At 64.5% G+C, this 13,143-nt stretch carries 11 protein-coding genes and 2 pseudogenes; 6 read left to right on the top strand and 7 right to left on the bottom strand.

All coding sequences use genetic code 11. The annotated features are described in order from the left end of the window. Positions 1 to 343 precede the first annotated feature (343 nt). Complete coding sequence (locus AAFX91_RS19590; RefSeq protein WP_130579514.1) at positions 344 to 1,369, bottom strand: histone deacetylase family protein; 1,026 nt, start codon at positions 1,367 to 1,369, stop codon at positions 344 to 346. 221 nt (positions 1,370 to 1,590) lie between these two features. Here AAFX91_RS19590 and AAFX91_RS19585 point away from each other — a divergent pair, with 221 nt between their 5' ends. From AAFX91_RS19585 to AAFX91_RS19575, 3 genes are read left to right on the top strand one after another with little or no spacing between them, the layout of a single operon-like run. Then, on the top strand, positions 1,591 to 2,562 hold the full coding sequence (locus AAFX91_RS19585) for an ABC transporter permease (protein ID WP_130579513.1): 972 nt from the start codon (positions 1,591 to 1,593) through the stop codon (positions 2,560 to 2,562). Beyond that, the gene (locus AAFX91_RS19580; protein ID WP_130579512.1) at positions 2,559 to 3,398 is read left to right on the top strand and encodes an ABC transporter permease; all 840 of its coding nucleotides are present in this window, start codon (positions 2,559 to 2,561) and stop codon (positions 3,396 to 3,398) included. The genes AAFX91_RS19585 and AAFX91_RS19580 overlap by 4 nt, the downstream gene beginning before the upstream one ends. Before the next feature lie 2 nt (positions 3,399 to 3,400). Then, a complete protein-coding gene (locus AAFX91_RS19575) occupies positions 3,401 to 5,044 on the top strand; it encodes an ABC transporter ATP-binding protein (RefSeq protein ID WP_394567505.1) in 1,644 nt (547 codons plus the stop codon). Here AAFX91_RS19575 and AAFX91_RS19570 read toward each other — a convergent pair. After that, positions 5,029 to 6,519: pseudogene (locus AAFX91_RS19570) on the bottom strand (flavin-containing monooxygenase). The gene AAFX91_RS19575 and the pseudogene AAFX91_RS19570 sit on opposite strands and share 16 nt — an antisense overlap. Before the next feature lie 116 nt (positions 6,520 to 6,635). Then, complete coding sequence (locus tag AAFX91_RS19565; protein ID WP_394567504.1) at positions 6,636 to 7,085, bottom strand: cupin domain-containing protein; 450 nt, start codon at positions 7,083 to 7,085, stop codon at positions 6,636 to 6,638. 254 nt (positions 7,086 to 7,339) lie between these two features. Here AAFX91_RS19565 and AAFX91_RS19560 point away from each other — a divergent pair. Further along, positions 7,340 to 8,343: pseudogene (locus tag AAFX91_RS19560) on the top strand (AraC family transcriptional regulator). Between the two features lie 18 nt (positions 8,344 to 8,361). Here AAFX91_RS19560 and AAFX91_RS19555 read toward each other — a convergent pair. From AAFX91_RS19555 to AAFX91_RS19540, 4 genes are all read right to left on the bottom strand, one after another. Further along, a complete protein-coding gene (locus AAFX91_RS19555) occupies positions 8,362 to 8,574 on the bottom strand; it encodes a hypothetical protein (protein WP_394567503.1) in 213 nt (70 codons plus the stop codon). Positions 8,575 to 8,782: 208 nt separating this feature from the next. Then, positions 8,783 to 9,832: a hydroxyacid dehydrogenase gene (locus tag AAFX91_RS19550; RefSeq protein WP_394567502.1), complete on the bottom strand. Its 1,050-nt coding sequence runs from the start codon at positions 9,830 to 9,832 to the stop codon at positions 8,783 to 8,785. Positions 9,833 to 9,847: 15 nt separating this feature from the next. Beyond that, entirely contained in the window at positions 9,848 to 10,648 is an 801-nt protein-coding gene (locus AAFX91_RS19545) for an amidohydrolase family protein (RefSeq protein WP_394567501.1), read from the bottom strand. Between the two features lie 99 nt (positions 10,649 to 10,747). Next, the gene (locus AAFX91_RS19540; protein ID WP_394567500.1) at positions 10,748 to 11,713 is read right to left on the bottom strand and encodes a Bug family tripartite tricarboxylate transporter substrate binding protein; all 966 of its coding nucleotides are present in this window, start codon (positions 11,711 to 11,713) and stop codon (positions 10,748 to 10,750) included. 185 nt (positions 11,714 to 11,898) lie between these two features. Between AAFX91_RS19540 and AAFX91_RS19535 the strand changes: the two genes are divergently transcribed. Continuing rightward, positions 11,899 to 12,456: a decarboxylase gene (locus AAFX91_RS19535; protein ID WP_394567499.1), complete on the top strand. Its 558-nt coding sequence runs from the start codon at positions 11,899 to 11,901 to the stop codon at positions 12,454 to 12,456. An 8-nt stretch (positions 12,457 to 12,464) separates the two neighbouring features. Beyond that, on the top strand, positions 12,465 to 13,079 hold the full coding sequence (locus AAFX91_RS19530; protein ID WP_394567498.1) for a thiamine pyrophosphate-dependent enzyme: 615 nt from the start codon (positions 12,465 to 12,467) through the stop codon (positions 13,077 to 13,079). Positions 13,080 to 13,143: the final 64 nt, after the last annotated feature.

Raw genomic sequence — 13,143 nt, 5'->3', positions numbered from 1 at the left:
CGTCATCAGGCTGGATAGAGGACTTCCACCTCCAAGCTGTCGTTCATACTCGGCACACCGCTATGGATTGCTTCGCTACGCTCGCAATGACGTGCCAAGCACGCCGGTGCGCACGCGCCGTCGCTTAAACGGACTCCAGCGGAAGCGTGCCCACCATCACGAGCGGAATGCTTCATGGTGGGCACGCTTCGCTTTGCCCACCCTACGGCGCTTTTCGCGAGACGCCCGCCGGCTTCGCGGGCACGACGTCGTAGGATGGGTAGAGCGCAGCGAAACCCATCATTCGCGCCGCTTGCTCCGTCGCGATGGGTTTCGGTTCGCTCTACCCATCCTACGAAGTCCCTCACCTTGCTGCTTCAAACCCGCCGAGCACCGCGGTCAGATTGGCACCGAGGATGTCGGAGAGATAGCCACCCTCCTGCACGAACACCGTCGGCAGGCCGATCCGCGCGATGGCGGCGCCGACGCGGCGGAATCCTTCCGTTGTGACGGCAAGGCCCGCCAGCGGATCGTGCTCGGAGGCATCGAGACCGAGGGCTACGACGAGCGCGCCGGGCGCAAAGGCTTCGATCGTCTTCTCCACCGTCGCAAGCGCCGTGAGGTAACCGTCGTCGCCGGTGCCGATCGGCAGCGGGATGTTGAGATTGGCGCCGAGCCCGGGACCCGTGCCGCGCTCATGCGCATAGCCCCAGACGAACGGATAGAACGAGGCCGGATCCGCATGGATCGACACCGTCAGCACGTCAGGCCGCTCGTAGAAGATGCCCTGCGTGCCATTGCCGTGATGGACATCGACATCGAGGATCGCGACGCGCTCATGTTTCAGCCGCAGATGCGCGGCCGCAACCGCGCTGTTGTTGAGGAAGCAGAAACCGCCGGCGATATCGCGATAGGCGTGATGACCGGGCGGACGGCACAGCGCGTAGACGGCGTCCTCGCCCTCCATCACCATCTGCGCCGCGGTCGCTGCGACGTCGGTCGCAGCACAAGCGGCCGCCCAGGTGCCCGGCCCGATCGGCGCGGCGGTATCAGCCGTGTGCCAGCCGAGCCGGCCGACGATATGGGTCGGATAGGTGGCGGCGTTGCGCACCGGATGGATGTTGGCAATCATCTCGGAACCGGAATCGCCGAGCGCCGACCAGGCGTCCCAGGCTTCCGCGAGGAAGCTCAGATATTCGGCGCTGTGCACCCGCGCCCGCGGCCCCTGCCCGAACACGGTCGGCTCGACCAGTTGATGCTTGCCCGCCTTCAGCCCTGCCAGCAGACGGTCGGCGCGCTCGGGCTGTTCGGTGGTGCGCTTGACGACGCCGCGGACCAGGAAGAATTGCGGATCATGGCTGCGATGCAGTTCGGTATAGACGGCCTTCACGAGGAGGCTTCATTGGCAACAGGAACATCCCTTGCATAGAACCGCCGGAATCGCAAAGCGGCCCGGTTGCGAAAGGGATGTCCATGCTGCTGTTCATTCCTTAAGCGCCGATTGCCGAGAGTTTGACCTTGCCCCTCCAGGCCAGACCCGTTGAATCGACAGCGATGACCGCCTCCTTGATCCGCGGCTGTGTCGTCTCCCGAACGAGCTGAAAGGTTCCGATGCTCGGGTTCATCACGCAACGAATTATGAAGGCGATCGTCGTGCTGCTCGCGATCGTCGTCTTGAACTTCTTCCTGATCCGGCTGGCGCCCGGCGATCCCGCGGTGGTGATGGCCGGAGAAGCCGGCGCCAGCGATCAGCTCTTCGTCGCCCAGCTCCGCGAGAAATTCGGGCTCGATCAGCCATTGCCCGTGCAGCTCTATCGGTATGTGAAGGGCATCGCCACCTTCGACCTCGGTTTCTCCTTCCGCCAGCAGGCACCGGTATCGCAATTGATCCTCGAGCGATTGCCGGCAACGCTGCTGCTCACCGGAACCGCGTTTGCGATCTCGCTGCTATCAGGCGTGCTGTTCGGAACATTGGCGGCGCGCCGCGCGGGTAGTTGGGCCGATACCGCGATCACGGTGCTGGCGCTGATCTTCTACGCCACGCCTTTGTTCTGGGTCGCACTGATGGCGATCCTGTTGTTCTCGGTGGCGATGGATTGGTTGCCGAGCTTCGGCTACGAGACGGTCGGCGCCAACTACACCGGCTTCGCTCACGTGCTCGACGTCGGCGCGCACCTGATCCTGCCGGCCACCACGATCGGCCTGTTCTTCATGGCGACCTACACCCGCATGACGCGCGCCTCGATGCTGGAAGTGAAGCGTCTCGATTTCGTCAAGACCGCGCGCGCCAAGGGCCTCCGCGACGCGGTGATCCAGCGCCGCCACATCCTGCGCAACGCGCTGCTGCCGGTGGTGACGCTCGCCGGCCTGCAGGCCGGCACGCTGGTCGGCGGCGCTGTGTTGACCGAGACCGTGTTTGCGTGGCCCGGCATTGGCCGGCTGATGTATGAGGCGCTGCTGCAGCGCGACTATAACCTCTTGCTCGGCGTCTTCGTCGTCTGCTCGGCGATGGTGCTGGCGTTCAACCTCATCACCGACCTGATCTACCGCTCGGTCGATCCGCGCATCGAGGTTGCGGCATGAAGCGGTTCTGGAAGCTATTGCTGCGCAATCCCGGCGGATTGATCGGCTCGATCATTCTTATCATCGCGATCGCGGTCGCGTTGTTCGGGCCGATGATCTTCCCGAATTCGCCCTGGCGCATGGTGCAGCGGCCGTTCCTGCCGCCGTTCACGATATCAGGCCTGCCGCTCGGCACCGACGCGCTCGGCCGCGACGTGTTCGCCGGCATCATCTATGGCGCGCGCGTCTCGCTGTTGGTCGGGCTGGTCTCGACGCTCGCTGCGCTTGCCGTCGGCATTCCCGTTGGCGCGCTCGCCGGCTATTTCGGCGGTCGGATCGGCGATGCCCTGATGCGCTTCACCGAGTTCTTCCAGACCGTGCCGAGCTTTGCGCTCGCGATCGTGCTGGTGGCGATCATGCAGCCCTCGATCGTTTCGATCGTGCTGGCGATCGCGATCGTGAGCTGGCCGCCGGTGGCGCGATTGGTGCGCGGTGAAGTGCTGTCGCTGCGCACCCGCGAATATGTCCAGGCGGCGATCGTCACCGGACAGACCCATAGCTGGATCATCTGGCGCGAGATCCTGCCCAATGCGCTCTCGCCCGTCATCGTGCTGGCCTCGCTGATGGTGGCGACTGCGATCCTGCTGGAGTCCTCGCTCTCCTTCCTCGGCCTCGGCGATCCGAACCTGATGTCATGGGGCTACATGGTCGGCGCCGGCCGCACCGTGATCCGGCAGGCCTGGTGGATCACGGTGTTTCCCGGCATCGCCATCCTGGTTTCGGTGCTGGCGCTGAACCTGATCGGCGAAGGCCTCAACGACGCGCTCAATCCGCGCCTCAATAAGGATGGGCGCTGAGCATGTCCGAGAGCAAAGCCGTCGTCGTCATCAAGGACCTCAAGCTGGCGCTGCCGCCCGGCGCCGACCGCGACTACGCCGTCGACGGCGTGTCGTTCGATCTCATCCCCGGCAAGATCCTCTGCGTGGTCGGCGAGTCCGGTTCCGGCAAGTCGATGTGCGCCCACGCGTTGATGGGCCTCCTTCCCGACACCATCGGCCGCGAGGCCGGTGAAATTCTCTTCGAGCGACAAAATCTGCTGCGACTGGATGATGACCAATGGCTCGGCCTGCGCGGCCGCCACATTGCCATGGTGTTCCAGGAGCCGATGACGGCGCTCAATCCGTTGATGCAGATCGGCGACCAGATCGCCGAGATGTTTGAGGCGCACAATCTGCTGACGCCGAAGGAGCGCCGGCAGAAGGCGCTCAATCTCTTGCGCGAGGTCGGCCTGCCCGACCCCGAACGCACCGTGCGCGCCTATCCACACCAACTGTCCGGCGGACAACGCCAGCGCGCGATGATCGCGATGGCGCTCGCGCTCGAACCGGCGGTGCTGGTCGCGGACGAGCCGACCACCGCGCTCGACGTCACCACGCAGGCGCAGATTCTGAAACTGATCCGCGACCTGCAGCGTCGCCGCAACATGGCGGTGATGTTCATCACCCATGATTTCGGCGTCGTCGCCGATATCGCCGACCGCGTGGTCGTGCTTCAGCACGGCAAGGTGGTTGAACAGGGCTCGGCCGATAATGTGCTGCGGCGTCCGCAACACGCCTATACACGTGCCCTGCTCGCCGCGGTGCCCTCGATGGAGCCGCCGCAGCGCGCTCCCCTCGTCGACCGTCCCAAGGCGGTCGAGGTGATCGGCCTCGACAAGACCTATGTCTCCGGCGGCGGCTGGTTCCAGCCGGAGCGGCGCGTGCAGGCAGCCAAGGCGGTCAACTTCAACATCCTGCAGGGCGAGACGCTCGGCCTCGTCGGCGAATCCGGTTCGGGCAAGTCCTCGGTCGCGCGCCTTGTCATGCGCCTGATCGAACCAGACCAGGGCACGGTCCGCCTCGGCGATACCGACTTCACTGCGATCGGCGGCAAGGAACTGCGCAAGGAGCGCAGCCGCATCCAGATGATCTTCCAGGATCCCTTTGCCTCGCTCAATCCGCGCCGCAAGGTCGGCAACATCATCGCGGACGGGCCGATCGCGCATGGTGCCGATCCTGACGTGGCGCGGCAGCGCGCCCGTGACCTGCTCGGCATGGTCGGCCTCAACGCCAATGCAATGGACCGTTTTCCGCACGAATTCTCCGGCGGCCAGCGCCAGCGCATCGGGATCGCCCGCGCGCTGGCGCTCGAGCCGGAGATCCTGGTCGCGGACGAAGCGGTCTCCGCGCTCGACGTCTCCGTGCAGGCGCAGGTTCTCAATCTGCTCGAAGACCTCAAGGCGCGGCTTGGGCTGTCGATGCTGTTCATCACCCATGATCTGCGCGTCGCCGCGCAAATCTGCGACCGCATCGCGGTGATGCAGCGCGGCGAGATCGTCGAACTAAGGCCTGCGACAACGTTGTTCGCAGCCCCCGAGCATCCCTATACGCGTGAACTGCTTGCCGCCGTGCCCGGCCGGACATCGCCGAGCGAGGAGTCTGCCCGTCCTTATGCCACCGCGTGATAGTCCGGCGCTGAAGCAAGGAAGCGCGCATAGGCATCGGCATCGGGCGGCGTGAATTTTTCGGCGAGCGGATTGCGCCGGCGAAAGGTCGTACCGATATCCGCCAGCAGTTCGTCGAAGTGGCGGTAATGATACGGCGCAACGCAAAGCCCACCATAGACGCCCGCCGCCGGCCGTTCGACACGTTTGAAGTGAAGCATCATCGCGATGTTCTCCTTCATCTCGGCGACGGTCGGCTGCCGCGCAAGCTTGCCATCGGCGTAACGCACCAGCCAGTTGGCGGCCAGCTCGGCGCAAAGCACCGTGCAGAAGCTGGAATTGAATCCGACGAACCCCATATCCGGCAGATCCGGGTTGGCGATCAGGCGATAGAGCCGATACTGCCCGTCGGGCTCGACCAGCTTGCTGCGGTAGCTTTCGGGCAGGAACGGAACGCCAAGCTTGTAGCCGATCGCAAGCACCGCCACATCCGCCGGCACGCGCTCGCCCCCGCTCATCACGATGCTATCGCCATCATAATGATCGAAGGTGCCGCGGATCGCCTTGATGCGGCCATCGGCCACCATCGGATAGAAGCCGGGCGTTGCAATCGGCACCGAACAATTGACGCCGTCCTCGATCGGCTGCTTCGGCACCATGTCGCATTGCTTCAGCTTGAGCTGCAACTTGAGCAGGCTCTCCAACCCACGCCAATTCGCCCACACCAGCGGCTTAGCCAGCGCATGCGCGAGCCGCGACAGCGGGCCGATGCCCCAACCCGGAAACATCTCTTCCTGGGCGCGGATGTAGAGGATGCGCTTGAAGTTGACCAAGCCGCCGACGAAATACGGAATGCGCCACACCGGCTCGCGATAGACGATGGTGACTTCGGCAGCGCCCGAGTTGACGGCGTTGACGGCAATGTCGGTCGCCGATTTCGAGCCGCCGAGCACCACCACCCTGCGGCCCCTCGCCATCGCGGCATCGTTATATTGCGAAGAGTGCAGGATCTTGCCGCCCTGCGCCTGGAACGGGTCATCGCCGGGAAGGCTGAGGGTTTGCGGCTCGTTGAACTGGCCGGTGCAGACTGCGACGAAATCAAACTCCTCGTGGCCCACGCTATCGTCGGTGCGAAGCGTGAGCGTCCAGCCCGGCTTGCCGTCGGCGCAGCGATCCATCGCCACGACGGTGGTATTGAACCGTATGGCATCGTCGAGCCCATGCTCGCGCGCGTAGTCGCGCAAGTAAGCGTAGACCTACGGCCCCTTCGGCCATTCCGGATAGGAGCCCGGCATCGCCTTGTCGGTGTAGCGATAGAGATCTTTCGGGCTCTGGGTCTGGACCTCGGGATAGGACCGCGCCGGCTCCCACACGCCGCCGAGATCGCCGCTGCGCTCGACGATGGTCACCCTGTGTCCCCGTTCGGAAAACGCCTTGGCCGCGGCAAGCCCGGAAATGCCGGCGCCGACGATGCAAACATGCCTCTGCTTGACCATGTGGATGCTCCGGAAAATCAACAACCCGTTGGATTGTACGCACACGCCGCCGTCATCGCCGGATACGCTCGCGGCAATCCGCTGCTTCCGACGTTGGGCCCGCTACCAGGGCAAGGTCAGTCGTTGGCTTCCGGCGGCAGGAAATTCACCTCGTGCTCGGCGGAAATGCGCACCACCTCTGCCGGATCCTGCAGATCGTGCAGTTTGTCGAACAACGCCTCCAGCTTCTGCATCGGCGAGACCCAGAACAGCGCGCGGGCCGGTTTGTCCGACTTGTTGAAATAGCCGTGCGGAATGCCGCGCGGCATACGGACGAGGTCGCCGGCTTCAGCCTTCACCCAGACGCCGTCGAGTTTGAGATCGAGCGTGCCTTCCTGCACCAGGATGAACTCGTCCTGGGTCGGATGGATGTGCACCGGCACGAACTGGCCGGGATCGCTGTTGGTCTCGAATGCAAAGGTCGAGTCGGTGATCGCCTTGGGAAAATAGACCTGGCCCAGAATATTCCAGGTCTTGCCGCCGTAACCCGTGCCGCTCCGCGTTATGCCTTTCTCGAGCGCACCCATTCCGCCACCTCCATGTCTGGACTGCACCGTGCCCGTGAGGCTGTCGTCGGAGTGACGGCTTGTCTAGCCGATAAACGAATCCCGCGGCCACGGCGCTTATGTTGCGCTGCAGGAGGAGCTGTCGCTGCCCAAGCGCGCGGCAAACGCCAGCATAGCCATCGGGCAGGCTACGCGCCGAAACTGCGTTTCCCCATGCCGAAAGATGCATTAGGCTCCCGATATTTTAAACCTCAAGCAACTCCGCGGCGGTTGCGATGAACGCAGGTGCCTTGACCAACACCCGGCTTGCGGATTTCGCCCGCGTCTCGACCGCCAGTGTCGATGACGCCGCCGAGGCGATCGGACGGATTTTCTGTCCGCATGAACTGAAGCCGATCTGCCATTCCGAGCATAACTTCAGCGCCCAGCACAATTGCGCAGCCTTCGACGGGTTTTCGGTGAACTATGTCGCCTATGGCGGATCGGTCTCGATCGATCCCGGCTGCCTCGACCGGTTTTTCCTGCTGCAGATCCCGCTGCATGGTTGCGCCGAGATACGGACGGCGGCGCGCGAGGTGACGACCGCGCCTGGCGCTGCGGCATCGCTGCTGTCGCCGACTGTGCCGACCCAGATGACGTGGCGACAGGATTGCGCCCAGCTCATCCTGCTGCTCGATCGCAAGCTGGTGGAACATCGGGCGGCAGCGCTGGGGGTACCTCGGCGAGAGCGGTGGAGTTCGATCCATCGGTCGACCTCACCACACCGTTTGGACATGCTCTTCAGGCAGGTATCTGCGATCTCGTGGAGAGAGCCGAGAGTCTTGGTCCGGCGAAGCGCTTGTCACCCCTGGCGGCAGCCGATTGGCGGGAACGATTGCTGAGCGCGCTACTCAACGGACAGCATCATGGTTTGAGCCGGGCGATCGCCATCTTCGAAGGCCGCGTCGAGACGCAGCCGATAGCGCTAAAGCGAGCGCGCGCCTGGCTCGAGGCCCAGGTCGATGAGCCGCTCGATCTCGTGCAGCTCGCCGACGAAGCCGGCGTCGGTATTCGCGCATTACAGCTCGGCTTCTGCCGCCATTTCGGGACGACCATTTCGGCGATGCTGCAGGACATACGGCTCGCCCGGCTCAATGCCCGGCTGAAAGCGGCGCGGCCGGACGAACGCGTCGTCGACATCGCCTTCGATCTTGGCTTCACCCATCTGAGCCGGATAGCAAGTGCTTATCGCGCGAAGTTCGGCGAGAGCCCCTCGGCGACGTTGCGGCGCCTGAGCTGATTTCAAGCGAGCGAATGACTATGAGGGAAAATCTGCCGAGTCGATCCGGATGCGGTCAGCGTGCAGCGACCAGTCACACAGCGCCTGCGTCTCGCAGAATTTCTGCTTGGCCATTTCCGCGGCTTGACCTTCGTTCGAGGCATTAACTTCCAGCGAACTCTGGCAAACCTCCCGCTCGCGACCATTGTCACCAAGTACGTCCTTCATGAAGCTAACGACAAATCGTGACATGGGAGCCTCCTGCTACACGGGTAGCGTCGGAATTTGGATACTAGCATTCTGGGAAAAAGAGTTGAGGGAAATCAAGGCCGATGACCGCCAATCGTACCGCGATCCCGGGCGCCGGCGAACGGCACGCCGGCAACCCCGATCCGGCGCGGTTCCACGTCTTCCGCTGCCTGTGCATTCGGCAGTGGATTTGACCAAAATCAGCATCGCCCTATTTCGGCGCAAACCCAAACGTCCGTTCGAAGCGCCTGGCGTAAACCGGCCAGACCTCGGGATTGATGATCCGCGGCGGCCGCTTGCCGTCGAGCGCGTCCAGGACCTGCTCGGCGGCGATGCGGCCCATGTTCTCGCGCGCCTCCCGGGTGACGCCGGCCGTATGCGGACTGGCGAGCACGTTGTCGAACTGCAGCAGCGGATGCTCCGGTGGCGGCGGTTCCTTGGCCCAGACGTCCAGGCCGGCGCCGGCGATGCGCTTGTTGCGCAGCGCGTCCTCCAGCGCCTCCTCGTCATGGATGAAGCCGCGCGCCGTTGTGATGAAGAACGCATGCTGCTGCATCAGCGCGAATTCGCGCCCGCCGATCATGCCGCGGCTTTCCTTCGTCAGCGGGCAACTGATTGAGACAAAGTCGGCACGGCACAGGAGCTCGTCGAGCTCGACCTTCTCGCCTCCCCGCTTCGCCATCTCCTCGGCAGACAAATAGGGATCGTAGGCGATCACCTTCATGTGCAGGAGCCCCCGGCAGAGCTCGGCGATCCGCCGGCCCACATTGCCGAGGCCGACAATGCCGATGGTCTTGCCCTGCGCCTCGTTGCCGATCAGCGCATTGCGGTTAACGTCCCGCTGGCGCCGCAGCACGCGATCGGATTCGATGATCCGCTTCGACAGGGTGAGCAGCATCCCCAGCGCGTGCTCGGCGACGGAATTGGCGTTGCCGCCGGACTGGTTGACCACCAGCACGCCGGCCGCGGTGCAGGCGTCGACGTCGACGGGATCGAAACCCGCGCCGTTGGAGGAGACGATCAGGAGGTTCGGCGTACGACGGAGCAGGTCCCGGTCGACATGGAAGTGCCTGGCCAGTTCGTCGCGCGCCGCGCCGATCTGGTAGGCATGCGCCGCTTCGAGGATCGGTGCTGCGACCTCGTCGGGGCTCTCATTCTCCAGCCGGTCGAGCCGCACGTCGGGGCGGCTCTTGAGGATGTCCGCATAGATGTTGTGGGCGAGGTATTTGACGTAGAAGACGCGCTTGTTGTTGACGGTCATGTCCTTCTGCAACTTTCAGTTCGGGAAACCATAGAGTCTTGCGGGATTGGCGATGAGGATACGCTGCTGCGTCGCCTCATCCGGTGTCCATTGCTGGAACAATTCGAGCAGATGGCCGGCATCGGGCATCTCGCCCTCCACACGCGGATGCGGCCAGTCGCCGCCCCAGACGAGGCGCTCGGGATTCGCGTTCACCAGGGCCTCGTGGAACGGCTGGGCATCGGGATAATCGGGCGCCTGCTGGCTGAGGCGATGCGCGCCGGAGAGTTTAGCCCAGCACCAGCCGTCGGCGACCGCGCGGAGCAGGCTCTGGAACCCCTCGGTGCCGGTGCCGGCGCGGGCATCGGTACGGCCCATATGGTCGATCACAACAGGCAGGCGGAAGGATTTCAGCAGCGGGATCGCCTGCGGCAAATCCTTGATGTCGATCCAGAGTTGAAGATGCCAGCCGAGCTCAGCCATTACAGGCGCTAGTCTCTCGGCTTCCGTCAGCGGAACACCACCGCGATAGTGCAACTGGCCGCCGCGGAAGAAATGGTTGAAGCGCAAGCCACGCACGCCGAGCGCGTTCCATTCGCGCAGCGTGGCCGGCGCGACGCGCGCATCGGCTACCGCGACGCCGCGCAGGCGATCGGGCATGCGCCGGAGCGCATCCAGCATCGCGGAATTGTCGCTGCCATGCGCACTGCCCTGGACCAGCACGCCGCGCGCAAACCCGATGATATCGAGCATAGCAAGGTATTTTTCCAGCGGCGCATCGGGCGGCGTGTAACTGCGATCCTCCGCATAGGGAAAGCGATCGGACGGACCGAACACGTGGGCATGGTATCGCAAGCGCCCGGCGGCAGCGGCACCTTCGGACGGCTGACCTCGCGCGGCGGCAGGCAGGCGGGAATGGCTGAAGCGGTCATCGCGCTATTCCGCCGTCATGCCGGCGGCCTTGATGATTGGCCCCCATTTCTCATAGTCGGCATGGATCTTGGCATCGAACTTTTCCGGCGCGCTCCCGATCGGCACCGCGCCGAGCTTGGTCAGCCGTTCCTTTACCATCTCCGTGTTCAGTGCGGCCACGAAGTCGTGCGAAAGCTTTGTCACGAGATCGGGGACCATGCCGCCCGGCCCGAGCAGCCCCCACCACACCTCGGTGTCGTAGCCCGGCACGGCCTCGGACAGGCTGGGGACGTCAGGCAGGAACGGCGCCCGCGCCGCCGTGGTGACGGCCAGCGCCCGGACCGTGCCGGCCTGCAATTGGCCGACCGACTCCGGACCATTGTTGAACGACATCGGGATCTGCCCGCCCAGGAGGTCGTTGATCGCCGGCATGCCGCCTTTGTAGGGGATCGCGTTGAGGTCGATCTTCGCCAGGTTCTTCAGGAGTTCGCCCGCCAGATGGGTCGATGTGCCATTGCCGGCGTGACCGTAGGACAGGCTGCCCGGCTTGGCCTTCGCAGCCGCGATGATTTCGGCAGCCGACTTGAACGGGGAATCCGCGCGCACCAGCAGCACATTGGGCGAGGACGCCAGCAGGGAAATCGGCGAGAAATCCTTGAACGTGTCGTAGGGCAGCTTGGGATAGAGGAATGGATTGGTGGCGTGGCCGCTCGCCACCACAATCAGCTCATAGCCGTCCGGCGCCGAGGTGGCGATCGCCTGCGACGCGATCACGCCGCCCGCGCCGGGCCGGTTCTCGACGACGATCGATTGTCCCCATTGTTTCGACACCACGTCGGCGAGCGCGCGGGTGAGCACGTCGACGCCCCCGCCGGGCGGATAGGGGACCAGGATATGAACAGGCTTGGCGGGAAACGGCTGTGCGAACACCGAGCCGACCGCAAGGGACATGACCGCCGCAATGGCGGCTCGCCAGAACCAACTGGCCACGACATTCCTCCCACTGCTCTCGTCTTATTGTCGTTGCCGCCTGTATCGCATAGCGGACCCTTATCCGCACCAGCGGAAACCGCAGGTCGCGTTGCGACTGCGACATGTTGACAATCGCGCCGGTCGGGTGAAGTTTTGCCGCGAGAAAGCGGCCGCAGCGTCGCGGGATGTTAGGGAGAGCAGACATGGCGCTCGCGGAGGATGAAAGCTCGCTCAAGACCGCAGCGGAGAAGAGCTGGCACGGCATCGTGCTGCAGACGCTCAAGCGCAACGAGGTCAGCCTCGTGCCCTATGTGCCGGACCGTGTGCTGACGCCGCTGATCAAGAACCTGCACGCCGATCCCTTCTTCACGACCTTTCCCGCCGCGCGCGAGGAGGAAGCGGTCGGCATCGTCTCCGGCGCCTGGATGGGCGGGGTGCGTGGCGCGGTGCTGATGCAGACCTCCGGCTTCGCGACGCTTGCGAATGTCCTGGCCTCGCTCGCGATCCCCTACCAGATCCCGGTGATCATGTTCGTCTCCGAGCGCGGCACGCTCGGCGAATTCAATTACGGTCAGGCGCTGGTCTGCCGCACCATGCGGCCCGTGCTCGACTCGCTGGCGATGGAGCATCACACGGCGACCCGGCTCGACGAGTTCGAATTCATCGTCGATCGCTCGATCAAGCAGGCCGTCGCCACGCAGGCGCCGGTGGCGCTGATCCTCTCGCCGCTCCTTACGGGCGGCAAGGTCTTTGACAAGTGAGCGGTCCCATGAACACGGCAAGCAAAACCCCCGCCCGCAACACCAAGGTGATGAACCGGTTCGACCTCACCTCGCGTCTCGTCGCAAGATTGAAGAACGAGGAGGCGGTGGTCGGCGGCATTGGCAACACCAATTTCGACCTCTGGGCCGCCGGCCATCGCCCGCAGAACTTCTACATGCTCGGAAGCATGGGGCTCGCCTTTCCGATCGCGCTCGGCGTGGCGCTGGCGCAGCCCAAGCGGCGCGTGTTCGCGCTGGAGGGCGACGGCTCGCTGCTGATGCAGCTCGGCTCGCTCTCGACGATCGCGACGCTGGCGCCGAAGAACCTCACCATGGTCGTGATGGACAACGGCATCTACCAGATCACCGGCGCGCAGCCGACGCCGGCAGCGGCGGCCTCCGATCTCGTCGCCATCGCGGTGGCGAGCGGTCTTCCCAACAGCTCCTGGGCCGCCGATGAGGATGATTTCGAGCGCCTGATCGATCAGTCGCTCGCCTCTGAGGGTCCGACATTGATCGGCGTGCGCATCGACGACAGGCCCGGCACCGGCGCGACTCGCCGCGATCCCGTGCAGATCAGGGAACGCTTCATGCTCGGCCTCGGCGTGCGGCAACCGTTGTAGAATTTCATTCACCACGGCCCGCCGCATACGTGACCTCATCCTGAGGGCCGCGTAGCGGCGTCTC

The sequence above is a fragment of the Bradyrhizobium sp. 31Argb genome (genome assembly GCF_043638955.1).
Taxonomy (GTDB): Bacteria; Pseudomonadota; Alphaproteobacteria; order Rhizobiales; family Xanthobacteraceae; genus Bradyrhizobium.
Note: the sequence above shows the minus strand (reverse complement) of the source record. Positions and strands in the feature narration are given on the sequence as shown.